General features: G+C 43.3%; 23 protein-coding genes and 2 CRISPR repeat arrays. Of the genes, 20 read left to right on the forward strand and 3 right to left on the reverse strand.

The features are described from left to right. Positions 1–469, reverse strand: a 469-nt coding sequence (locus C7B77_RS03430) for a hypothetical protein (protein ID WP_146138166.1), incomplete at its 3' end; no start/stop codon positions are given. A gap of 84 nt (positions 470–553) precedes the next feature. After that, on the reverse strand, positions 554–1015 hold the full coding sequence (locus tag C7B77_RS03435) for a hypothetical protein (protein WP_146138167.1): 462 nt from the start codon (positions 1013–1015) through the stop codon (positions 554–556). Positions 1016–1301: 286 nt separating this feature from the next. On the opposite strand from C7B77_RS03435, the gene C7B77_RS03440 reads away from it, so the two are divergent. The 4 genes from C7B77_RS03440 (at position 1302) to C7B77_RS03455 (ending at position 5390) form a co-directional block, all read left to right on the forward strand. Beyond that, positions 1302–1661 (forward strand): CRISPR-associated protein Csx3, encoded by a 360-nt coding sequence (locus tag C7B77_RS03440; RefSeq protein ID WP_106300344.1) that lies wholly within the window; start codon positions 1302–1304, stop codon positions 1659–1661. Positions 1662–1728: 67 nt separating this feature from the next. Then, on the forward strand, positions 1729–2679 hold the full coding sequence (locus C7B77_RS03445) for a CRISPR-associated protein Csx3 (protein ID WP_106300346.1): 951 nt from the start codon (positions 1729–1731) through the stop codon (positions 2677–2679). A gap of 91 nt (positions 2680–2770) precedes the next feature. After that, positions 2771–3874 carry a putative CRISPR-associated protein gene (locus C7B77_RS03450; protein ID WP_106300348.1) on the forward strand — a complete coding sequence of 368 codons (1104 nt, stop codon included), beginning with the start codon at positions 2771–2773 and terminating at the stop codon, positions 3872–3874. Positions 3875–3995: 121 nt separating this feature from the next. Continuing rightward, the gene (locus C7B77_RS03455; RefSeq protein WP_106300350.1) at positions 3996–5390 is read left to right on the forward strand and encodes a TIGR03985 family CRISPR-associated protein; all 1395 of its coding nucleotides are present in this window, start codon (positions 3996–3998) and stop codon (positions 5388–5390) included. An 84-nt stretch (positions 5391–5474) separates the two neighbouring features. Here the strand turns inward: C7B77_RS03455 and C7B77_RS03460 are convergent, their stop codons facing one another. After that, positions 5475–6014 carry an NUDIX hydrolase gene (locus C7B77_RS03460; protein WP_106300352.1) on the reverse strand — a complete coding sequence of 180 codons (540 nt, stop codon included), beginning with the start codon at positions 6012–6014 and terminating at the stop codon, positions 5475–5477. Between the two features lie 135 nt (positions 6015–6149). Here C7B77_RS03460 and cas1 point away from each other — a divergent pair, with 135 nt between their 5' ends. The 16 genes from cas1 (at position 6150) to C7B77_RS03535 (ending at position 24960) form a co-directional block, all read left to right on the forward strand. Next, a complete protein-coding gene (gene cas1, locus C7B77_RS03465; protein WP_106300354.1) occupies positions 6150–8207 on the forward strand; it encodes a CRISPR-associated endonuclease Cas1 in 2058 nt (685 codons plus the stop codon). Positions 8208–8273: 66 nt separating this feature from the next. Next, on the forward strand, positions 8274–8549 hold the full coding sequence (cas2, locus tag C7B77_RS03470; RefSeq protein ID WP_106300356.1) for a CRISPR-associated endonuclease Cas2: 276 nt from the start codon (positions 8274–8276) through the stop codon (positions 8547–8549). 189 nt (positions 8550–8738) lie between these two features. Continuing rightward, a CRISPR array of direct repeats spans positions 8739–12986; the repeat unit is 36 nt; unit sequence CTCTACCAGGGAGCCAATCCTGGACTTATTGGAAAC. A 64-nt stretch (positions 12987–13050) separates the two neighbouring features. After that, positions 13051–13398 (forward strand): helix-turn-helix domain-containing protein, encoded by a 348-nt coding sequence (locus C7B77_RS03475; protein ID WP_106300358.1) that lies wholly within the window; start codon positions 13051–13053, stop codon positions 13396–13398. Between the two features lie 3 nt (positions 13399–13401). Next, positions 13402–13944 (forward strand): RES domain-containing protein, encoded by a 543-nt coding sequence (locus tag C7B77_RS03480; protein ID WP_106300360.1) that lies wholly within the window; start codon positions 13402–13404, stop codon positions 13942–13944. Next, positions 13922–14098, forward strand: a complete 177-nt coding sequence (locus C7B77_RS29595) for a hypothetical protein (protein ID WP_181243694.1) — start codon at positions 13922–13924, stop codon at positions 14096–14098. Before C7B77_RS03480 ends, C7B77_RS29595 begins: the two co-directional genes overlap by 23 nt. A gap of 37 nt (positions 14099–14135) precedes the next feature. Further along, positions 14136–14708: a LabA-like NYN domain-containing protein gene (locus C7B77_RS03485; protein ID WP_106300362.1), complete on the forward strand. Its 573-nt coding sequence runs from the start codon at positions 14136–14138 to the stop codon at positions 14706–14708. An 18-nt stretch (positions 14709–14726) separates the two neighbouring features. Then, a complete protein-coding gene (locus C7B77_RS03490; RefSeq protein ID WP_106300364.1) occupies positions 14727–15119 on the forward strand; it encodes a hypothetical protein in 393 nt (130 codons plus the stop codon). A 25-nt stretch (positions 15120–15144) separates the two neighbouring features. Next, positions 15145–15342: a hypothetical protein gene (locus C7B77_RS03495; RefSeq protein ID WP_106300366.1), complete on the forward strand. Its 198-nt coding sequence runs from the start codon at positions 15145–15147 to the stop codon at positions 15340–15342. A gap of 84 nt (positions 15343–15426) precedes the next feature. Beyond that, entirely contained in the window at positions 15427–15897 is a 471-nt protein-coding gene (locus tag C7B77_RS03500) for a hypothetical protein (protein WP_106300368.1), read from the forward strand. Between the two features lie 91 nt (positions 15898–15988). Beyond that, positions 15989–17521, forward strand: a complete 1533-nt coding sequence (locus C7B77_RS30605; RefSeq protein ID WP_219891971.1) for a HesA/MoeB/ThiF family protein — start codon at positions 15989–15991, stop codon at positions 17519–17521. A gap of 215 nt (positions 17522–17736) precedes the next feature. Next, positions 17737–18274: a CRISPR direct-repeat array (repeat unit 36 nt; unit sequence CTCTCACCGATCCTTTGCGATTGGACTTATTGGAAA). 161 nt (positions 18275–18435) lie between these two features. Then, on the forward strand, positions 18436–18936 hold the full coding sequence (locus tag C7B77_RS03510; RefSeq protein WP_106300370.1) for a hypothetical protein: 501 nt from the start codon (positions 18436–18438) through the stop codon (positions 18934–18936). Positions 18937–19103: 167 nt separating this feature from the next. Further along, positions 19104–20729: a Cas10/Cmr2 second palm domain-containing protein gene (locus tag C7B77_RS03515; RefSeq protein WP_106300372.1), complete on the forward strand. Its 1626-nt coding sequence runs from the start codon at positions 19104–19106 to the stop codon at positions 20727–20729. A gap of 139 nt (positions 20730–20868) precedes the next feature. Beyond that, on the forward strand, positions 20869–22020 hold the full coding sequence (locus C7B77_RS03520) for a type III-B CRISPR module-associated Cmr3 family protein (protein WP_106300374.1): 1152 nt from the start codon (positions 20869–20871) through the stop codon (positions 22018–22020). A gap of 5 nt (positions 22021–22025) precedes the next feature. Then, a complete protein-coding gene (locus C7B77_RS03525) occupies positions 22026–22868 on the forward strand; it encodes an RAMP superfamily CRISPR-associated protein (protein ID WP_106300376.1) in 843 nt (280 codons plus the stop codon). A 3-nt stretch (positions 22869–22871) separates the two neighbouring features. Next, on the forward strand, positions 22872–23276 hold the full coding sequence (locus C7B77_RS03530) for a hypothetical protein (RefSeq protein WP_106300378.1): 405 nt from the start codon (positions 22872–22874) through the stop codon (positions 23274–23276). A 13-nt stretch (positions 23277–23289) separates the two neighbouring features. Then, positions 23290–24960, forward strand: coding sequence for an RAMP superfamily protein (locus tag C7B77_RS03535; RefSeq protein ID WP_106300380.1), 1671 nt, complete (start codon positions 23290–23292; stop codon positions 24958–24960). Positions 24961–25260 lie beyond the last annotated feature (300 nt).

The raw sequence follows: 25260 nt of genomic DNA on the forward strand, positions 1-25260 counted from the left end.
GAGATGTGTATAAGAGACAGCCTTGGAAGCCACAGATTATCGCTGCGGCAAAGGGAATAACCGCCTTCTCAGCAGGACTTACATGATTTGCATAAAATTGATATTGAGATATTTGTGAACCACTATTAACTATCTTGATATACACATATCCGTCTTCACTAAAAATAGGTGTGGTAATTAGCTCTGTTTGTATACCCTGATTTTCGCCCTTGTTCAATAACTTCCAGCTTTTATTCTCATGTACATAGAGATCGAAATCGGAGCTATTACTGTTGTTTTTTAGTGTGAACACCCCAAAAGCATTTGCGGGAATTTTATAGGTATAATGAGCAGCATTTTGAGAATTTAATGTTTGATAATAATAGTTATTATCTTGATGCTTAAAGTCGATGACTTCTTGAGCACTGACAATAACTGGATCGGTAATCGATAAACCAAATGCTACTATCCCTGCAACTAATTTATTCATTTCAATATTTCCTAGAAGATTCAATGGACTCACTATATTTGCCAGCAGGAATCCCCCCTTTCTGCTGGCATGAAATATGTACAGTTACAAATTGACTAGGCGATAATCGAAGCATCCGTGAGAACGATCGATATTTTGGTAGAGAATATCCACCCACTCCGCGTCACTAGGTAAATGTTTGAGGTTGACGCAAAATACCCAATAACAATCGATCCCTAATGCCCGCCACACATTTTTCCAGTGGGAAGTTTCGCCTCGTTTCATCAATCGATAGGCGCGATTTTCCCGCTCGACGATTGAAACCCCCACCCGATGATGTTCGCCGTGGATATCTTCGAGGGAGATAACTCCATCGATGGCGAGTAATTCCCATAAACTATAAGGATCGTCTGCATCCATACCGATTTGAATGGCTGTGTTGAATTTAGCCGTTAGATATTCGCTGGCGACAGCCTGTACTTTCTCGACGCAGAGACTAGGATCGTCGAGAGTTAAAACTTTGAGCCGAGTCGCCATACTCCGAAATCTTAAAGCGGTAACTGACATGAATTTCCTCCTAATATCCGAATACAAGATAATTTCGTAAGAGAGTAGATTTAAATTGATTTAGACGGGAGGCTATCCACGCTCGGCTATGGTGTGCCCTCACCCCCGACTTGTGCCTCGGCAAGCTATTTATCTACCTTTTTAAAATCTCATAGCTCCAGAAACCCTTATTTCTGAGATAATGTAGTTTTGTATAAGAAATGAAATCAAATCAAATTTTCCAGAAACCTCTGTTTCCAGCAGTCAGGTATAACTTTAGAAGTAATGTGTAAAGAAGAATTTGGAAATGTCTGCTTATAACATTGAGATCTGTGACGATACTCTGACAGTCAGTTTTGGCGAACCAGCCAATAACGATCGCATCGTCATCGAAGTATCAGCAAAGATCGATCGACTAATTAAAAGTAAACAAATACGTGGCGGCAAGCTACTCAAAATCACTGGGAGACAATCAATTCCCGTCGCCTATACCATCTGCCATCAAGTTGCTCACTTATATGGTGCGATCGCCATCTTCGATCCGAAAATTGGTGGTAAAGGTATCGATGCTTATATTGTTGTTATCAGCCATAGTCCAGGCTACCAAGTAGGACAAATCCTTACAGATCCCAATAACTTGAATGTATCGCCACTTAAAACCTGCTAATCCAGAAACCCCCGTTTCCACTAGTCAGATATAACTTTAGAGGTAATGAGTGAAGAGGAATTCGGAAATGTCTATTTATAGCATCGATCTCTGCGGGGATACTCTAATCGTCAGTTTTGGAGAACCAGCCAATAACAATCGCATCGTCGTCGAAGTATCAGCAAAGATCGAGCGACTAATTGAGACTAAACAAATGCGCGGTGGAAAGCTGCTCAAAATCACTGGGAGACAATCAATTCCCGTCGCCTATACCATCTGCCATCAAGTTGCTCACTTATATGGTGCTGTGGCTGTATTCGATCCAAAGATGGGTGGTAAAGGTATTGATGCTTATATCGTGGCAATAAGTCATAGTCCAGACTATCAAGTAGGGCAAATTCTGACAAATCCCAATGACTTGAATGTCTCCCCACTGAAAATTGCTCTGTGCGGGCCACCTCATTCTGGGAAATCTTGCTTGCGGGAAGGATTAAAAACAGCTATCCTTCAACTAACCGGACAGACTCCTTATATCCTGACAGCCTGTCCTGATGGCGAAGGTGCTTGGTTTTATGAAGCTTTCAACGACGATTCAAAACGGGCTGATGAACTTAAGGAACTCAACAAAAGTAAATTCACCCCTGAATATGCGGAGCTTTTTGCTAGCTGGGTGCGAGGATTGAGCATTCCAGCATTGATTGATTGTGGCGGTCTAATTTCTCCAGAAAATGACCTAATTTTAGCAGAGGCTACCCACGCGATCGTTCTCGCTGGAGATGCCCTAGACAAAGACAAACAACCGATTGTCGATAGTTATCAAGCTCGATTGCAAGAATGGGTTGAATATTGTCAAAGCATGAAATTGGATGTAATTGCTAAAATCCATAGCGATTTTCATGCCACAGCAGATCGGATCGATACCGAATCTCCCTTATTAACAGGGATGGTTCATCATCTAGAACGGGGTGGAGATGATGTCAGCGATCGACCGATGATTCAAGCTTTAGCTAAGTCAATCTTACAGTTAACTTATAATTAAATAACATAGCCGTTGGTTTCGACTTCGCTGTTGGTCGATCGAAGTCGAAACCAACAACAATCTAAATAAATAATAAACAAGAAACAATTTCATGCCACACCCATTATTTGTACTTTCACCATGCGGTACGAGCTTACTCACTAACCAAGTCAGCGATATCGAAAGGAAATTAGTTAGTAAATATGCAAATGCTAAACAGAAACAAGAAATACCAACAGAGGATTTACAGCAACTAGAAGACTTAATTGTCAGAGTAGCCGAACGAGTCAAATCCGCAGATTTTCAATTGGCAACTAGAATGTCCGCAGAGCTAAATGCTATTATCAAACTTTATAATGGTCAAATAGCTAGAAATAGCGACCTTCATAAGTTAATTTGTACCGATACCTGGCTGGGTGAAACGACGGCAAATTTTGTCGCAAGCTGGCTAGGAGATCGCGGCTTAAATGCTGAAGTTATCCGGCAAGTCGATTTACAGACTAGAGATATCAACGCTTTTCAGATTGCTTTATCAGGCATAGTTGAATGGTGCGAACAGACGATTCCTGGATATAAACAAGCTGGCTATCGCATTATCTTTAATTTAACAGGAGGCTTCAAGAGCGTCCAGGGATTCTTGCAAACATTAGCGGCTTTCTATGCCGATGAGACTGTCTATATTTTTGAGACAGCTACAGATTTACTGCGGATTCCGCGCTTACCGATCGAAATGAATCCAGGAAATGTCATTCGGGAAAATCTCGAAGTGTTTCGTCAATTGTCACTAGATTTGCCCTGTGTCAATATCGATCGCATCCCTGAGACATTGATGATGAAAATTGATAACGAGGTTTGTTTATCTCCCTGGGGCGATCTGGTGTGGAAAAATACCAAGGATAAGATTTATCAAGAAAAAGTTTATCCACCACTAAGCGATAAATTAAAATTTGGAGCTAATTTCGAGCGGAGTATTAAGGGCATTTTACCCGATCGCTTAATCTTAATTAATAACCGAATCGACCAGTTATCTAAGTGCTTAGAAACGAACGGGCAATACAATCCCACCTCACTCGATTTTAAACCACTCAAAGGCAATCCTCGTCCGCCCTACACTCATGAAGTTGATGCTTGGGGCGATCGTGATGCCAAACGCATCTTTGGCTATTATGAGGGCAATATCTTTGTCTTGGATCTACTGGCTTCGGGTGTACATTAAATTAATTGAGAATTGGTTTGCTAGGATGGGGATTGGGCTAACAACTACCAAGTACCAGAAGGGGGTATTCTGCTACTTGGTACAATGAAAACAGATCGATTGTTTATAACTATTTATTGCCATGCCAGAATTTAACTATTTACCTAGTATTTCAGTTCTCCAGGCTTTAGTGGGAGTTTCCCTTGCTGATAGTTTGGCTAATGTGAATAAAGCGGTGCGTCTTTGGTACTCTCTTCGAGAGTTAGCAAATGAGTTTGATGCTGTAGAATTTACAGATGGAGAATGGCGAAAACATTTATATAAATCCCCTAATAATAATCGAGATAAAAAACCAACAGAGGTGGATGGTTGTAATTGCACTAAAACCATCAAAGATATTCTATTCGATTTTCAACCAGACCTCAAATGGCAAGAATGGAAAGAATCATTTATTAAATTTTATTTAGATATCAACATCAATCATCGAACTCAAGAAAACTTGGAAAATTTCCTGAATCAATTGGAATCAGATCGACCATTGTATGTCACAGGTAAAACACTTCTCAACGATTTAAATAAGTTGGTAAATCGAGGATATTTAGAGGTGATAGATAGTCGCTTTAAATTGGTAGATGAATTCCCACTATTACCAACTTCTATGCCTGCATCAGGAGAAAGTTCAGGTATAAATAAATCAGATGAAGCTGAAATTTATGTGGATTTACCAGTAGACTTTCGTTCGTTTACAGATTTATTTTGGCAACAGCAAAATGATATTCAGCGATTTTATCTTCACGCAGATTATCATATCTTAGATGAAGCAGAGCGGCGAATTGCTGAATATCGTCGAAAATTAAGAGAAATTTGGCAAAAAGGTAGTGGTGTGCCTTGTCGATTAACCTACCAAAGTTCCAGTCAAAAACAAATATATACTGCGATTATCTATCCAGTTTGTATTTACTATTACCAACGCTCTTTCTATCTCTGTGCATTCGGATGTGCAGAAGATAAAACTGAATCAAACTGGTATAACTATCGTCTCGATCGCATTTGTTCCCTAGAATGTTTAGATTGGGAAGATAATGCTATTCCTCCAAGTTTAATCGAAAAATGTCGAGATGTTGGTGATGATGAGTTGATTGATGATATTGAACTGGGTATAGAAACAGCCTATGGATTTGATATCGAACGACCAAATCGCTTAATGTTATTGCGATTCGATCGCGATTTTCACGATCGATATATTAAAAATACCTGGAGACACAATACCTTTAAACTAGTCGATCGAGATAAAATTGATGAGGTACTTAACAAATCAGGCTTAGATAAATCCGATCGAGCATTAATAGAAATAAGAATTAAAAGTTATGCCCAAGATGCTTATTATACAATGAATTATCGCGTTGGCGATAATAGTGTCATCATGCGGTTACGTGCTTGGTGTCCTAATGTTGAAGTATTATTCCCGCTAGATTTACGTCAACGGATGCGGGATGATATGCAAAAAACTTGGGAATTATATAGTGAAGATGAATAGGCTCTACTGTTGATATTTCAACAGTTAGGCGGTATGACAGCTCCCCGACTTCTTTGAGAAGTCGGGGAGCTGAATCATTGTGGTTTAAGAATTTTGCTTTTCAACCAGGGTGAATAGAGATATTTTATCCTGCTGAACCTCTGAAAACCTTAATCGATCGAGATCTGCTGCTGTTAGAACGATCTGATAATCAAACATTTGATAATAGGAGTTCAAACCAGGGTAACTTGGTGAATTTTGCTGATGTGTTTCTTCGCCTTTAAATATTAGTTCTCCATCAAAGTCTAAGCCAATTTCTTCCTTTAATGCTCGGCAAGCTGCCTGTGTTGGCGTTTCATCTGGCTTGATTTTTTCTGATAAGTTTTCTATCCCCCGTTGGCGGATCGCTCCGGTGAAAAAGATCTGCTTATCTTCGACTAAGATAAATTCCCGTTCGCCTAACCGAACGTTAACCACAATCTTTACCACCTTAACTATTCGGGCTAAGGTACCATCGATCGATTCTAAGCTCGATTCGCCTAGTTCAATTTCTGTTTGTAAGTCATTAATCGTTTTATTACCGCGATCGTGCGACCAATTATCGGTATTAATGCCATTTTCTAATAAAAGCTGCGCTAGATTCATTATTCTGCTGATTTGGGTTAACGGGGTATTGTTGGCGAAGATGCTATTCTCCCACTTCTATATCGAACCATAACCCCAGAATCCCCCCTTTCTGCTCGAAAGCTAGAGTAAGGATTGTTAGCTCAAGGAAGGATAATGATCGACTTAGAGGCTGAATTTTTGGATTTTGATAACTTCGATCGCGCATGGCAAAAAGTAGCTGATAATAACGGCTGTGCGGGGATCGATGGCGAAACGATCGAAGTATTTAAACGTCGGGCGATCGAGAATTTACAGGGGTTGAGAGATACTGTCGCTAATGGTACTTATCAACCCCATCCTTATCTACAGGTATTGATTCCCAAGGACAAAACTAGTCATCGCGCCCTGAGTATTCCGACTGTGCGCGATCGGATTATTCAACAGGCTTTATTAAATGTACTCACTCCTCGGATCGATCGACAACTTTCGGATGTCAGTTTTGCTTATCGTCCCCAGGTTTCTTATATTTCAGCGGTGGAAGCGGTAGCTCAGTGTCGAGATGCTGGATATCAATGGGTATTGGATGCGGATATCGTTAAATATTTTGATAATATCGATCGGCAAATTCTCTTTCAAAAAGTGGGTAAATATATTGACAATCGTAGCATATTATGTTTGCTTAAAAAGTGGATCTCTGGTGGGATTGTGACTAAAGCAGACACGATCTTTACAGAGTTGGGTATTCCTCAAGGGGCGGTAATTTCACCCTTGTTGGCTAATATTTATCTGGATGATTTCGATCGCCAAATCCAACAGATTGGTGATGTCAGATTGGTTCGATATGCTGATGATTTTGTTGTGATGGCGCGGAGCCAAGCGGAGATCGAAAGTGCGTATCATCAGGTGGTACGGTTGTTGGGTGAATTAAAATTAATCCTGCACGATCGCAAGACTCAAATTACCACATTCGATCGCGGTTTGAGATTTTTAGGGCATGGTTTTTTAGGTGCGGCTATTTTTTCGATCGATGATGTTAAGCCCAAGCGTAACCAGGGAAATTCTAAAAAAAAAGTACCCATAGATCTATCCCCCTGCTCATTGAGCGAAGTCGAAATGAGCGAAGTCGATGAACCACTGGTTTCGGCTTCGCTCAACCAGCAGGAGGATGATGACTCAGAAGAATTAGCCGAACCAGTACCAACCCAACGACAAGTTTGGAATCCACATATGGCAACATTATATTTGCTCGAACAGGGCACGAGTTTGTATCGAGACTATCAGCGGCTGATCGTACATATTCCCAAGCAGGAGCGGCTAGAAATTCCGATTCGAGAGATCGATAAAATCTTGATTTTTGGCAATATTCAACTTTCTACTCCAGTAATTAATTCCTGTCTGGATGAGAAGATCGGCATATTTTTCTTGAGTCGATCGGGGCAATACCAGGGACATCTCTGGAGTGCCGAACAGACTCATTTACATAATGAGTTAGTACAATTCGATCGACATAAGGAGCCAGAATTTCAGTTGAATATGTGTCGAGCGATCGTCACTGGTAAGTTACTCAATTCTAAACGGCTATTACAACGCCTAAACCGTAAGCGCAAATCGCCAGAAGTGGAAAAAGCGATCGCGGGGATTAACGCAGATCTCAAAGCTGCATCGCAGGTAAATGAGATCGATCGAGTGCGCGGTTATGAAGGGATTGGGGCGGTACGCTACTTTAGTGGATTGAGTCAGTTGATTACCAATCCCGATTTTAGTTTTAATGGACGCAACCGTCAACCACCAACCGATCCAGTTAATTCACTGTTGAGTTTTGGCTATACATTGTTGTTTAACAATGTGTTGAGTTTAATCCTGGCTGAGGGATTATCGCCCTACTTGGGGAATCTGCATTATGGTGAGGATAAAAAGCCCTATTTAGCCTTCGATCTGATGGAGGAATTTCGATCGCCGATTGTCGATGGTTTAATCCTCAAATTAATTAATAAACCAGTCTTTAAATTGACTGATTTTGATACGGTTGCTGCTACTGGTGGCGTATATCTACAGGGCGCGGCGCGGCGGGGTTTTCTCAAGTATTTTGAAGCGCGGATGAATGAAGATACTGCTCACCCAGATCTCCAAAATTCGGTGTCGTATCGTTATGCGATTCAACTTCAAATTCGTCGTTATAAGCGCAGTTTGTTGGGCAATACTCCCTACGAACCGTTCGCCAGAGTAGTTTAAGCAGTTGAGAGTTGAGAGTTGAGAGCGTTCTCGTATGTATGTGACTCGATCGTAAAAACCTGATGTATGTTGGCTTTAATCGTTTATGACATCCCCGATAATAAGCGGCGGACTAAGTTGGCGAAGTTCTTGGAGGGATATGGACGCAGAACTCAGCTTTCGGTGTTTGAATGTTTCTTGACGTTGGATGAAATGCGCCAACTTCATCAACTGGTGGAGCAGCGCGTTAAACCGGAGGAGGATAATGTGCGCTTTTATTGGATTTCGAGTGAGGCGATGACTAGAGTGCTTACCATTGGTAGTGTTGAGCCGCAAGCTCCACCTAACTATTATGTGATTTAGATCGAAAATCGACGCAACCCCCTCGATCGGCTAAAATGACGCATTTTCGTCGGATTGCGTCGATGCTTTTACTGGAGAGGGTTTGAGGTCTCGATCGATCGTTATTTACACAGCAAAGTATAATGAATTTAGGGATTGCGTCGATTTGACGCTTGAAACCTTTACTGCGTCTGGGCTTCCAGACGAAGACTCTACCAGGGAGCCAATCCTGGACTTATTGGAAACAACTTGAGCTTGAGGATGCAAAATCTTTACTACTCTCTACCAGGGAGCCAATCCTGGACTTATTGGAAACCTTCCGTGGGAAGACCCTGAACCTTCCTTAGGAAGTGTTAACTCTACCAGGGAGCCAATCCTGGACTTATTGGAAACCCAAGGTAGCTGAAGCAGTAAAGCTGGTATTTTAAGCCTCTACCAGGGAGCCAATCCTGGACTTATTGGAAACTGTAAGACAACCGAGGGGCTGCCGTTTACGCTTGGAGTGCTCTACCAGGGAGCCAATCCTGGACTTATTGGAAACAATTTCGTCCAGTTGGGTTGTTTGGAACGATTGTGGCCTCTACCAGGGAGCCAATCCTGGACTTATTGGAAACCGCTTTTGTCCTCCGTTTGCACAAGCAATCGTGGACGCCTCTACCAGGGAGCCAATCCTGGACTTATTGGAAACGTTTCGCTCAGCGTCTGACAAACCACGAACTTCAACTAACTCTACCAGGGAGCCAATCCTGGACTTATTGGAAACAATTTGGTTTTCATTTCTGAAGGCCAATTTCTCCGAGCTCTCTACCAGGGAGCCAATCCTGGACTTATTGGAAACTTTTTTTCACCTTAACTAAACAATACTATTTCTGTTTTACTCTACCAGGGAGCCAATCCTGGACTTATTGGAAACTGAAAGTTACAGCACCAACTTCAGGAACGTGAACAAGCGACTCTACCAGGGAGCCAATCCTGGACTTATTGGAAACAAAAACTGTAAAGAAACCTTCTGGGCTTGTTGTTATGCTCTACCAGGGAGCCAATCCTGGACTTATTGGAAACTTTTTTTAGGGGCGGTTGAAGCGATAGCTCCAAAAAACCTCTACCAGGGAGCCAATCCTGGACTTATTGGAAACATGTTAGTAGGCTGCTGCACCGAGGGTGGTGCGGGGGCTCTACCAGGGAGCCAATCCTGGACTTATTGGAAACATTTTCACAATCGCCTCATAATCTTGTCCATCATTCAAATACCTCTACCAGGGAGCCAATCCTGGACTTATTGGAAACTCACTGTTTCGCCTGCACGTGCCGTATTGGCACGAGACTCTACCAGGGAGCCAATCCTGGACTTATTGGAAACTTTTCTGCAGGGCTAACCACCCTGTAGCGTACAAAAAAAAAACTCTACCAGGGAGCCAATCCTGGACTTATTGGAAACCATCCCGTTGCACGCCTGTCCGAGTTCCCCCCAAACCTCTACCAGGGAGCCAATCCTGGACTTATTGGAAACGTTCCCCCCAAACCGTCTGAACCGCTGGTGTTAATCTCTACCAGGGAGCCAATCCTGGACTTATTGGAAACGTTTTCGTAATCATCATTATAGAGTTCCTTCTCCACTTGCCTCTACCAGGGAGCCAATCCTGGACTTATTGGAAACGTGAATATCGCCCAACCAATAATATGTCCAAACCCTTCTCTACCAGGGAGCCAATCCTGGACTTATTGGAAACATTTTTTAGATTCCCAGAGTCAGAAAAGAACCCTTGAGAATCATCTCTACCAGGGAGCCAATCCTGGACTTATTGGAAACTCTTGGGTAAATACCTGCACGAGTCTGACCAGGGCTCTACCAGGGAGCCAATCCTGGACTTATTGGAAACATCCTTTTGAAACCGACACATCAAATGGAACGGCTTCTCCATTTCTCTACCAGGGAGCCAATCCTGGACTTATTGGAAACAAAAGTTGATATAAACAACGCAAAATTAACATAAAACCTCTACCAGGGAGCCAATCCTGGACTTATTGGAAACTAAATCATGCTTGAAAGTCATTACATCATTTTCGTAAGCTCTACCAGGGAGCCAATCCTGGACTTATTGGAAACGTTTGCTCGTTGTTGAGGCAATGTAATTACTAAACTAGCTCTACCAGGGAGCCAATCCTGGACTTATTGGAAACACACGCTAATGGAATTGCAATAGAAGTAGCAAAATCTCTACCAGGGAGCCAATCCTGGACTTATTGGAAACTTTTTGCAGTATTGCCATTTACTTTATACAGTAACTCTACCAGGGAGCCAATCCTGGACTTATTGGAAACCGCATGATCGCTTCGGAAGCTAAGCCGCAACTTTCTCTACCAGGGAGCCAATCCTGGACTTATTGGAAACTTTATATGCAGGAAGACGTTGAAATCGGCGAGCCTCTTGCTCTACCAGGGAGCCAATCCTGGACTTATTGGAAACGATTGTTTTCCAACTTTTTCTTGACATCAAAAGGTGTAAAACTCTACCAGGGAGCCAATCCTGGACTTATTGGAAACAAAAGAGGTGGATCCGCCTTCATGATTTTTACACCTCTACCAGGGAGCCAATCCTGGACTTATTGGAAACACGTCTTGGCTTTGCACACCCGTGCAAGCTCAAGTAAAAATTCTCTACCAGGGAGCCAATCCTGGACTTATTGGAAACGGAAATTCTGCGGTGCATTATGGTCGCCCCCAAGTGACCACTCTACCAGGGAGCCAATCCTGGACTTATTGGAAACGTCTCCTGCTGATGATCGAACCGCAACAATTAAGTTGGGTTCTCTACCAGGGAGCCAATCCTGGACTTATTGGAAACGTTGAGGTCAGTACAGCATTGTCTTGCACGCGAAAACCAGCTCTACCAGGGAGCCAATCCTGGACTTATTGGAAACTTCTTAAGTTCCGCTAAACGTTCTTGAACCACTCTACCAGGGAGCCAATCCTGGACTTATTGGAAACTTTTTATGCACTGCCGTGTTTTAAGTGGCTGTGCTTCATATCGCTCTACCAGGGAGCCAATCCTGGACTTATTGGAAACTGTTGTATGGGAGTGCGTGAATCTAATTCGTTTACGACCTTCGCTCTACCAGGGAGCCAATCCTGGACTTATTGGAAACTACAATGATCTCCACAATCAGCCATGGCAGAAACATTGTTTCTCTACCAGGGAGCCAATCCTGGACTTATTGGAAACGATGTTGTACCTGAACTAACCCCAGCGCAGCAAATCTCTACCAGGGAGCCAATCCTGGACTTATTGGAAACCCAACGAAAGGAGCAACTTCGTAGTCTGCTTTTACCTCTACCAGGGAGCCAATCCTGGACTTATTGGAAACTCAACTTTCGTTTTCAAAGTCTATACAAAAGTTATGGAACTCTACCAGGGAGCCAATCCTGGACTTATTGGAAACTGGTTTCGGAGTTGGTTGTATTCAAGCCTTGTTTTCTCTACCAGGGAGCCAATCCTGGACTTATTGGAAACCCCCTGATCTGTATTGCTACAGTTTAAGTTCTGCTCTACCAGGGAGCCAATCCTGGACTTATTGGAAACGTTCTTCTTCTGTGGAGGATAGCGGTAACTCACAGACTCTACCAGGGAGCCAATCCTGGACTTATTGGAAACGTATCATGTTAGCCGATACCCGTCAACGAGTACGAACTCTACCAGGGAGCCAATCCTGGACTTATTGGAAACAAAAAAGAGCCTTTGAGGCTCTTTAGAAGTCATTATCTCTACCAGGGAGCCAATCCTGGACTTATTGGAAACGTTTTGTGCTGGTGGTTTGAGTGGCACTCCCTGTACGGACTCTACCAGGGAGCCAATCCTGGACTTATTGGAAACGTTTTTCGCTCTGTTGACGTTTGCCTAAAAAGGCAAAGTCACTCTACCAGGGAGCCAATCCTGGACTTATTGGAAACCAGAGAATCCATATGATGGCAATCTCCTAAATCAATAATCTCTACCAGGGAGCCAATCCTGGACTTATTGGAAACAGAAGATTCCCTTTGTCAACGTAGCGCATCCAGCTCTACCAGGGAGCCAATCCTGGACTTATTGGAAACACTTGCTTCCTGCACTCGCAACGCTCAATATAAGCTCTACCAGGGAGCCAATCCTGGACTTATTGGAAACTATTGGTTGTATACCAATACAGACAACTGGATGAACTCTACCAAGGAGCCAATCCTGGACTTATTGGAAACAGCATAGTGTGGAGAAGAGAGCGATTCTCCGAAGTAAACTCTACCAGGGAGCCAATCCTGGACTTATTGGAAACCATCGAGTCCTTTGCACCTAAATTGTGCGAAGCAACCACTTTTCTCTACCAGGGAGCCAATCCTGGACTTATTGGAAACAACATTAGTTGCCGAAACAACTGAAATCAAAGCGGCCTCTACCAGGGAGCCAATCCTGGAATCATCGATCGCCAACAAAATGACTGGACAAATGTACAGTCATTTTGTTAGAATGATAATAAATACTCATCAAACTATGACCCCAGCCACCCTGCCAAAACTAGATCCAGCAGCGATCAGAGAACAACTATCCCTATCCCAAGAAAAACTCAGTAGCTTACTCAAAGTCAGTACCAAAACCGTTAATCGGGCAGAGAAACAGCATCTTCCCCTCAAAGACACCGATGTCCGCGCCAGGTTAGCTAAACTGCAAGAGATTGCCAGCTTGGGGCTAATGGTTTACAGCAACGATGGATTGAGCGAATTTCTGAATACCCCATTACCAGTATTCAATGGCTATACCGCGATCGATCTGATGTCAATCGGCGAATACGATCGGGTAATTGGAGCTTTAGCAGCAGATTTTGAAGGTTTGGGCTACTAACGGATGTCCATCCAGTCTTACATTCAACCTTGGCATGGAAATGCGGTACGTCATATTCCCAAACTAGCTGTCGAGCAGTACGATATCTACGACTTTAGTTATGCAGGCAGAAGTGCTGAAAATCGTTGGAATCTCCAAGGTGAGCCAACACTATACTTAGCCAAAGAGAAAAATGTCGCTTTAGCTGAGTATGCCAGACACTTTAAAATCGATCGTACCCCTCAACTAGCACGACAGACACAAGAGCGAGTAGTGTATCGCTTTGATGTCCGATTAGAACGGGTGGTGAACTTATGTCAGTCGGAAGTATGGCAAGAACTATCCCTCATCAATGCCCCAGATTGCTTTAAAGATCGCGATGTAGCTAGAGCCTGTGCTAATTTTATTCGGTATACCACCACGGCAACCGCCATATTTGTACCATCAATGGCTTTTTTAGACGATCTCGAACAGTGGTGTTTAGTCTTATTTCTCGAAAAACTCCCCGCAGATGTTCGAGCTTTTCTACCTGGGGTAACAACAGATGGGATATTTAGGATCGAGTAAAGATCCTCCTACCTTCAATTTCGAGAGTAATACCAAATCAGAAAGTCGATCGATCGCGTTTGCGATCGATTTTTTTAGTAATATCGATCGCCAGATCTATCGGTATACCGTCAACCCTCAAGCAGAAAACCCCCTTTCTCTAGTAGTTGTTTAATTAAAATATCGCCAACAACAACTAACTAGAGGAACGCATGAATGGAAATCGTCGGGTATTAATTTTCGCCGATTGGGACAACATTTTTCTCGCCGCCAAAAGCTTTAATCGCAAATTAGACTGGCTACAAGTCAGAGACTATCTCGCCAATCCTAAAGAAGGACGCGAACTAATCGAGATGGTTATTTATGTAGGATTACCACCCGATCGCGAAAGATTTGAAGAACAGCGTAAAAACAAGGAGAAATTTGTCTATTGGGCAAAGGCTAATGGATTTATGGTCGTTACTAAAGAAGGCAAAGCTAAAGGCGAAGAATACGAAACTAATATCGATGTCGTCATGGCAATGGATGCTCTAGAACAAGCCCTCCAAATTAAACCAGATATCGTAGTTTTATTGACTGGAGATTCAGATTTTGCCTATCTCGCCGAAAAACTTCGCCGCCGAGGAATCAGAGTCGAAGTCGCATCTGTCGAACAATCACTCGGAAATGAACTCAAAAATTCCGCCAATAGTGTAGTCGATTTGATTGAAGTTTTCGATGGTTTACCACCCCAAAATAACGGTCGAGAGCATCACCGAATCGGTCACGCTAATGTATTTGATTAACCATCGAACGATTTAATTATGCAAACAGCCAATGGAAAATTAATTGTTACCGATCGCCAGGAACTAGATGCAGCCAAAGAACAGATTGTCACACTCGATCGCCGCAGCCAAAAGATTGAGAATCAACTGATTGCTTGGGAACAGCAAAAATCGGAGGTAATGCAAACAGTTAACTATATCAAAAGTTTAAATACTCAACATGCCCTATTAGAACGAAAAATCCAGCAAATTACTACTGATTTCAATCGTCAGAAAACCTATAACCAATTACTATCGATCGCCACAGTCGTCAGTTTGTGTGTGGGCGGACTATGGATTGGTAATAGCTTAAGCGATCGATCTAACTCATTACCAGCTAGCGTCCAAAAATCGACATTCGATCGACCGAATAAATCGCTGAAAACTAAGTAGTCTAAATAATCTATCAGGAGGAACAATGAGAGCAATAGTTAATGGCAAATTAGTCGATCTCCCCAATGGAGCTACCGTAGAAGACTTGCGATCGAAGCTACCAGAAATTGGCAACGATGACGTAATGGAAGAAGGATTTGGAGGAACTAAACCTCTGAAAAATAATGAATCTCTCAAAGAAGGATCTAAAGTTTGGACTGTTCCCAAAATCGTCAAGGGCTGAAGTAAATAATCCTTCGGCTTCGCTCACTTCGGCTAACGCTCAGTACGAGCAGTACAAGTAAGTAATAAGTAGAGGAATGTAATTATGGCGATCGTATTGAAATATCAACCCAGTGAGCGAATTGCTGCTGAATTAAAATCTTTAGAAAAAGTAGCTAAAAATATCATTGTGGGTAAAAAGACATTTGATAATGTTACTTACACAGCGATTTTAGTCAAAGGAATGCCTTTGTCATCTAATAAATTTGCCGTTTCTAATACAGATATCTTATTTCTTTTGCCCCCAGATTATCCCCGATTACCGCCAATCGGTTGCTATCTAAATTATGTTTGGAAAAGCGTCGGAGAAGGCGATCATCACTTCACTACTCAGAGTCATTATGGCGCACCTTTTTTAAGTGATGAAGGTTGGTATTGGTACTGTGTCGGATTAGGTGGTGGATTCAATCGCGAATGCTGGTTAAATGCTTGGCGACCCGATCGAGATCCCAATACGGGACATAATTTAGCCACCCTATTTATCACCGCTCGTCACGCCATTAACACTGATGATTGATTGTCAATCGAGTGATGTACGTTAAAAGATTAGAGACTGTTTAAAAATTGACATTCTTACCTTTTCGCCCCTTTCCCCTTTTCTCTTTACTATGAAAAACACCGAAATATCACTACATATTCCACCCTTAATGTGGCAACAATTACGTCGATCGATGATTGATGCCCGTACCCACCATGAAGAAACAATTGGCTTCCTATTTTGCGACCGAGATAAAGTCTCCACAGATCGCCTCCGTTATCTCCCCAAAACATGGGTAGTACCCGCCCCCGACTGTTACGAACTGCAATCAATTAGTGGATTGGTACTCAAACAAGATTTTCATCAATATTTAATCGATAGTTTCCTGAGCGATTGCCAATTAGATGTCGTTCATCTACACACCCATGCTGGGACAGATTTTCCTGAATTCTCGGCTGTAGACGATCGATATGAATCAGAATATGCTCGATTTCTCGATACTCAATTTAAAGCCCAGCCGCACCTAATTTCCGGCGTATTTGATGAGTCGCTCCAGCACGGACAATTCCGTATTTGGAATCGCCAAGGCACAGAATTCAAACCTGTCACTTTCTACAACTCCCTATTAGAATTACCCTCGATCGTTCGATCGTCTCAACCTCACAGTTCATTTCAAACCCGTTCATTGAGCGGAGTCGAAATGAACCCCACACCACTAGTTTCGACTTCGCTCAACCAGCGGTGGGGAGATCGCCCATCGATCGAAGTCGAAATGAGCAGATTCAGTGCGGATGAATTCGATCTGAATCTGGAAAATAACTCGATCGCACCCCATTTACCCTCTCCAGATCCGATGTTTGCCCGTCAAACCATCTTTGGCGCAACCGCACAACAACAACTCGGACAACTCACCGTTGCGCTGATTGGTTGTGGGGGAATTGGGTCGATTTTTGCCGAAACATTGGGACGATTGGGAGTCAAAAATTGGATTTTAGTCGATCCCGATCGCTTACAAACAGTCAACCTCAACCGAATGCCCGCTGCTACCGCCGAAATGGTCGCTGGTGGCTTGCATAAAGTAGATTACCTCGAACATCTCATCGATCGGATTTATCCCACCGTTGCCAGCGTCACAGCCATTCCAGATGTCATTGCCAACGTTACCGCCGACATCGCTGCTGCCGATCTGATCGTCGTCGCCACAGATAATCATTCCTCTCGCCAAATCACCCAAGAAATAGCCCTCAAATACATGCGCCCCCTAGTATGTTTGGGTACCCACATCGATGTCAAATCCGACGGTACGCCCAGAATGTATGCCCGCGTCACCGTGCCCCCTTTAGGTGGTGGTTGGTGTTTGATGTGTGGGAATATTATCAACCTCCAACGAGCAGCTTTAGAATCTGCACCAGCGGCGATCGATCTCATGGCAACTAAAGCTGGTTATTTAGATGGAGTCAACGATCCAGCCGTATTTTGGTTGAATGGTATCGCTGCAAGTACGGGTGTGGGAGTAATTCATGGGATGGTAAGCGGCTTTGTCGATGTAGATGCTGGAATTGACTGGATTTATGAGTTCCCCAATCATCAATGGCACAAAACAAATCCAGAACACTTACACACCGCTGATTGTTACTTCTGTTCGCAGCCTTCATCCTACTAGCGATCGATCTCAACTAATCGATCTATTTCCGAGCTTGCGCGAATCCCTAGTACCACTCAAATCCCTGGGAGGTTCGCGATCCATTGTCCTATAAGCCTTTGAGCGATTTGGATCGAAATTTATTGAGAATCGATCGGTCTTATTGACAGGTTAAAAATAGGTTCGCGCATTCACAGGCTATAATGCTCTCAGCACAAGCTTTTCAACAGCCTGCACTCTCACCGATCCTTTGCGATTGGACTTATTGGAAACAAGATTACTGGTACCCTCACCCCAATGCAGTTCCAGAACTCTCACCGATCCTTTGCGATTGGACTTATTGGAAAGCTCCTATAGGTGGCAATTGTGCCGGATCTCCTACCTCTCACCGATCCTTTGCGATTGGACTTATTGGAAAGTAATGAGAGTATTTAGAGGCGTTTAATGCTTTATCTCTCACCGATCCTTTGCGATTGGACTTATTGGAAAAGCGACGAATATCTCAATCAAACCGCCGCCATCAACTCTCACCGATCCTTTGCGATTGGACTTATTGGAAACTCATCGCGCCTACATGGCGGGGGCCATTACCGACTCTCACCGATCCTTTGCGATTGGACTTATTGGAAAGAATTTTTCATTAAATTCAGCCTCAGAGAAATTAATCTCTCACCGATCCTTTTCGATCGGACTTATTGGAAACTTAAGTATGAAATAAGAAGTATGAAGTAAAAAGTAGTCTCACCGATCCCTTGCGCTCGGACTGATTGGAAATTTCGTGTAATCGTCGAAACCTACAGTAGGGGCAATTCATGAATTGCCCCTACTGTAGGTTTCGACAATGTTGGAAGTTGGGAGTACTAAACAGAAATCCCCCTTTCCGTGGTGCTTGTTTAATAGTCATTAACGATTCCTAGAAGAGGGCAGATCGACTGATGACTAAAACGATCGAACAAATTAAATATAAGTGGGAAAATCGCATCAGTGTAGAATGTGCCCAGCAAAACAAAATCACTCAAATTACCATCTTAAACTGGCTCCTCGGCGAGCATCCAGAACAGTGGGAAACTTTCACCGATCGGCAATTAGAAAATGCCGAAAAAGAGATGAATTATCGTCTTTGCATCCTCAATCGACGCTATCTAGAAGCATCTCCAAAAGCTGCTTACAAGCACCTGATGGAACGATTGGGAAATTGTCGAGCGATCCGCGCTCGAATTCTGGCGGAGATTCCCATGAGTCGAGATCGAGATCGTCGAATTGTGGATGCCTTAGAAAAACTCGTTCAAGAAATGTTGCAAAGCGTTCGCGAAGCGTCTCGGTACGAGAGTCGATATATCCAACAGCAAATTGCGTGGATTAAACAATGCAGCCACATCCCCCACCTCCGAACTGCACTGCTACCTACCATAATTGAAGAATATTGTCTGCAATAAAAATCACGCTCGATATTTCCGATCGAGCATCAACAAATGCAACGAATTTATATCTAATTAATACAAGATATCAATGTTTTGCAATATACTTACTTCAAAAATAATACTCAAATTACCCTAAATACAGAGGTTCTGTAAGATCGATCTACTCTTTAGCTATCCTCACCATGACTAGATATACCGCCATCACCTTTGCCCCCGTCCAAGGATTTATCGAAAAATCGCGCAAACTTCGCGATCTTTATGGTAGCTCATTCATCCTCTCTTTTCTAGCTAAAACAATCTGTAACTATGCGACACAACAAGGTGCAGAGGTAATTCTCCCTGCGTTAATTGATGTAACTAGAGGGGTACCCAATAATATTTATTTGACTGGAAGTATCGATGAAAAAAGCTTAAAAGATACATTCGATCGAGCTTGGAAAGCATTAGTTAATACCTGTCGTCAATATATCGAGCAGGAATATCAAGGGTATTTACAGAATTCTCATTATCGAGCTTTACCTTGGAAACGGGAATGGGATTTATGGGAGAAACACACTTGGGAATTATTTATAGTTTGTGGCGAAGAAGGCGAAACTTTAGATGATGTACGGGGAAAAATAGCCGATCGCAAACAAGCGCGAGATTGGATCGGGATTAATTGGCGAGGTGAAAGTTCTACCCTCTCCGGTGCAGATGCGATCGCCTATCCCAATATGACTGAATACAATCCTAAAACTAGTCCTAACGCTGATGCCGAAATTAAAGAATTTTATGAATTTTTAAGTCAGAATTTACCAGACTCATCAGTAGAACCTAGAGAACGCTTGAGTATTCCAGAATTAGTGAAAAGACTGATTACTTACGTTCCAGTCAGACAGCAATTCTACGATAATTTTAGCGGACTAGAAAATCACGAACATTTAGCACAAATAGAGTATTTACGCACCTTTACTGAGATCGATCGCTGGGAAGGTTCCCGATGGACTGGCTGGTTTCAAGGTGATGGCGATCGGCTGGGAAAATATATATCTAGTTTAGTATCGGGCGAACAGGAAGCGACAGCAAGAGATACTAGATTGCAGAAATTTAGTCGCGATATGTTGCAGTGGGGCGAAGCATTACAAAGCCGCACCAATCGCATTTTAGGCGATCGGTTAAATGGACGAATTGTCTATGCAGGGGGAGATGACTTTTTTGGTGTTTTATACCGGAATTCTGAAGATGGATCGGCACTAACACCGCGAGAGTGCATCGAAGGATTTTGGTATCAATTTAACGCTCTATGGAATCAGTGCAATCGCCCGATATCCGTATCTACAGGCTTTGTCTGGGCTGCGCCTAATGTGCCTCAACGGGATTTATTGCAACACTTGAGAACGACTGAAAAATTAGCCAAAACCGAGGGACGCGATCGCTTGGCAATTCGGATTTTATTTAATAGTGGCAACTATTTAGACTGGAGTTGTCCCTGGCGATTTTTAGAACCCTTATTTACTAGCTATCACGATCGAGATGGTAATAATAAAAATTGGACGCATCTCTACACAGATATTGCCACACTAGAATCCCGCCATGCTTTTAGTAATGATGATAGCAGTATCGCTCAGGGGATTTTTGACATCTATTTCCCCCACTTTGAGCGGAATGATGCCGAAGATTGGTGGAATCAAACATTATCAGATGATACTTATCAACGTCTCGAAGGAGGACTGTTAGGTAATAAACCCAATCGAGAACGAGAGCAGCATCAACGCCGCGATCGATGGATTATTAATTTAGCAAAAGTAGGATTTCATTTATTTAGCTAACAGGCAATTAATCTAAATGACACCAATCAATTCATTACACCCCCGTTAGTTGAGCGTAGTCGAAACCAACAGCAACGGAGTTTTAAAACCCAGCCCCTACCAAGATAATAGTTAATAGATCGAGGATAATTAACAATATATGACAGACGAGAAATGTTCCTTACAATATCTCATCGTTATCAAACCATTAGGCATGTTATATGGTAGCGCAGGACCATTTCTATCACCTGAAAATTTAGTCGGTCGATCGGGGAATCGCTTTCCCCCCAGTACGGCAACTGTCGCTGGTTTATATGGAGCAAAATATTGGCAAGAAAAGGGCAGTCTTGACGATCTATTTATCGTCGGCCCCTTCTGGGCAAATATCGATAAACCAGCGGCATTTTATGTGCCAACACCATTGAATTTTCGCGTCCAGCGGAATATAGCTAATGATAGTTATGAAATCGTCGAACGCTGGCAATGGAATGAATCTCAAGGTTGGCATCTTTCCTCTGATACCAAAGAGAAAAAATCACTAAATAACTCCTGGGTATCGATCGATAATTGGCACCAATTACAAGCACCAGAAATTACATCTACATCACCTATTCCGGTTATCCCCTCCACCAAAATATGGGAATACCATCCCCATCTTCACCCTAAGTTAGAAGATGACGAACGCCATGTAGTCAGACCGATCGAAGATAATGACTTACCCGCTCAACAAGGCAGCTTATTCCTCGAAAATGCGGTACAACTGCACCCCGACTGCTGTTTAGTCTATCTCAGTAGTCGGAAGCTACAAACTGGTTGTTATCGCTTTGGTGGTGAAGGGCATTTAGTAGACATTGAATGCCACGAGATTCCCCCTGAAAGCTCGATCGCTAATTTAATGCAGCAACCAATGGGCGACTGTTTTAGCATCCTCACCCCTGCAGTATGGGGCACACAGCGGCTATCTTATCGCTTTCCCACTCCTGGCGGCAAAGAACCACCGCAATCCCCCTTATACCCCTTATCAAACACTATTCAATCAGACGCAAGCAACAACACCGAGTCATTTTGGTCGATTTCCGCCCTGATGACAGAACGCCCGATTCCGTTCCGATTTCGCTTGGGTGGAGGAGGTAAAACCAAACGCCTCTCGCGGGGACGATACGCAGTACCAGCAGGCACCGTATACCGAGTAGACACAGAGATTCCAGCTTGGACACAATGGCAGAAAGAGTGGTTTCCGCACGAAGGCTATTCTTATCAACATTGGGGCTGCGGGTTTGCACTACCTTTAACATTACCAACTAATTCTTAATTATTATGTATCAAAGAGCCTACGGTATTATTGAAACCCTCGCTCCGCTCCATGTTGGCGCGAGTGCGGGCGAAGAAGCCGGAAATTTGAATCTAATTTTTCGCGACCAATTTACGCAAACGGGGATTATTCCAGGGAGTTCGATTCGCGGAAGGTTTCGGGCAGATATGCGATCGAAACGCCTGAAAAATCCACTCGATCGAGAGATCCCAAAACCGATCGACGATCGTTATTGGTATGGACATGAAGCTATTCAAGGACGCGAGGATGGCGGTACGACTGAAGCGATCGTTAAATTTGAATATGCTTCTCTAGTCTGGCTACCCGTATTTTGTCCGGGTCAACCCGTCGTGTGGGTGACTTGTCCGCGCCTGCTCAAACGGTATAAACAAATCGTGGGCATCGATGCGCCGATTCCTAAGCCTTATACCGCGCCTGCCAACCTCCGCGCCAGACGAGTAGACGGTACCACCCAAAAAGTACTGTTCTTTAATTTAGGATTTCTGACGATCGATCATACTGCCGATTTGAGTGCATGGATACCCGAACAAATCGATATCGATCGCAATTTATTAGTAGTAGTTGGCAATGAAGATATCGCCCAAATTCACGATATGGCTCTGTATCGTCAAAGTCGAGTGAAATTAGAAGATGATGTCAAAAAAGTTGCAGGTAGTGCATTTTTTAATGTCGAAGCTTTGCCAGAAGGTTGTATTTTAATTTTCCCGATCGCCTTAAAAGAATTGGGATGGAAAGAATTAGATCTAAATAAACCGCTTTCGCTCTATTTTGGTGGGTTGGAATCGGTGGGATTCGGTCGTTGTCAAGTGAGATTGGGAGGTAATTAAACTATGGCTTGGGAATCTTATAGTTTGGATCGCTACGCTCAAGAGTTAGTATTGGCTGCTAAAAAACGCAGCCCCGACTCGCTCAATCAATCCCATAAAATGCGGCTGGCTGTATCTTATGGGCTGGAACGTTTCTGGGGCGAACACTTTCGACTCAAGGGAGATCGAGAGCGCAAAGATGTTTACTGGCAAGAAGTTTGGGAGACTTTAGTGAAGGTAATGGCGACCACTGGAGTCAAAATTCCTAACGATCGCATCCCCGATCGAGAAGGACGAGAACAGGTTGAGGCAATCGAAGGGATGAGCAAGAAATTATGGAGTTTGAGTCTAGAAGACCAACGGGTAACTCTCGCAGTACTCAAAGAACTGTGCGACGCATTAGTGTGGTGGACTCAACGTTATAAGTAAAGGTGAAATTAAGATGATTACCAATCCCGAACGACACATTCCTCGGCTATTTCGCAGCCAAATACCCGGACGCTGCCAACTCCAGTTTATTAACAGAGATGGTGAAAACCACCCGATCGAATGGATCGATGAATTGACTTCCGATGCCTATACCCTCGAAGACAAAACCGATCCAGAACTTGATGATACCCAATCGAAAGAGTATCAAATTAGTTGGCGATTTGTGACCAATGGCGGTCAAGATGATAGTACGATTCGTCCCGCGCTCGGTAAATTTGGCATCCCTGTCTATCCTGGCAGCAGTATGAAAGGAGCCTTCCAGCGTGCTTGTAACCGCGAACAGATCGATCGCTATTGTGGTCGTCAGCTCGCTGGGGGTGACTGCGAACCAGGAATCTTGCGCTTTCATGGCGGATATCCTGTAGATGATACTTGGCAAGAGAATCTCCTCGATATCATCCATCCCCAACAAGATTGGCAGCTCAAAAGTAGTAATAGAGGTGGTGGGGCTTTTTGTCAGATTTCACTAGATCGACCGCAATTGCGGTTTACAATTTCGAGTAATATTCAGTTAGATGAAGCTGAATGGGAAACGATTTGGCAACTGTGGGAAGCTGCACTCGATCGCGGCATCGGTTCGCGCGTTAGTGCTGGCTACGGTCGAGTGACCGCACAAAACACGTCAGCATTTTACAGTGCTTATTTGCACGGCGAAGGCGCAGCAGCCAAATTACTCAACGGTACGGGAGAATTTCGCCCGAATATTTTTAAAGCAGTGGTACGCGGTCACGCACTAAGAATCTTCGGTGGATTAACAACTGCCGACAATGCCGAACTTGCGGTAGAGCAACTATTTGGTGGCATCAACCAGAAAAATAATACAGTGGGGCTATTAGGAATTAATTTTGTCAATCGATACGAGCCTAGAATCGAGCGATTTGGTCCTGGCAACTGGCAGGTGCCGAGCTATGAAGTAGCAGGCGAATTACGATGGATGTTGACAGCAGATTTAGCAGAAGCCGAACGAAAAAAACTGTTATTTCTGATTCGTGGCCTAGTCAGATTTGCAATGGTGTTTGGCGGGTTTGGTAAATCATGGCGACGCGCAGACCACCGGATCTTTTTACCCAATTATAATAATGAAGGAACTCGCGATAAGCCATTAATCGGTTGTCATTGGGAGTGGGAACAAAGATCTTTAACTAATAACTACGCGGTTAATGATGTCAAACAGATAACACAGTTTATCGAGCGATTGCGAACTACTGCTAGTGACTGGCTCAAACTTAGAAACATCCCAGCGATTAATACGCCAGCAAATTGGCGAGAAGCATGGCACCCACGCCGCGTTCAAGTCTGGGCGCGCGAAGCCGAATATGATGGAAATTCCTTAGCAATTAAGTGGTTTCATGGAGACTATACCAAAGGTAGTTCGATCGCCAGATCGGATTTAACGGGTGGCTTTATCGATAGAACTACCAAAATTGGTAGAATTTGGCACCGTATGTATCCGCTCGTGGAGTTGGAACCTTCCACCAAAGATACCACCAAAAACATTGCTAAAAAAATCGATGGCTTTCTAGAAATTCTCACAATTTTTCCTGATAGTGATATCCCTCAATGCCAGCCATTTTTAAAGTTTTTAGCAGAGCGAAGTGAATTCACCAAAGTTTGGGGTGATTAGTAACGCGAGTTGTTACCTATAGCCTCAGAGGTTAGAAACCGTAACTCATAATCAAGGAAATATGTATCATCAATTTATTAGTCAACTTCAACACCCAGATCGCGATTTTCAATTAGTCTGGCCAGAAAGCTAACTTTACCAATAGTATGTTCAATTGTTAAAATCTTGGTGCCAGATGGGAAAGTACACTTTCTGGCACCATGTCATTCTAGGAGTGTGGAAAAACAACCAGTTGAGGCATAAACCAAAAATGACTGGCATCCACAAAGTAAAGTTACTTACTTCTAGATGTTGTAAATA

This window comes from Chamaesiphon polymorphus CCALA 037 (genome assembly GCF_003003845.1).
GTDB lineage: Bacteria > Cyanobacteriota > Cyanobacteriia > Cyanobacteriales > Chamaesiphonaceae > Chamaesiphon > Chamaesiphon polymorphus.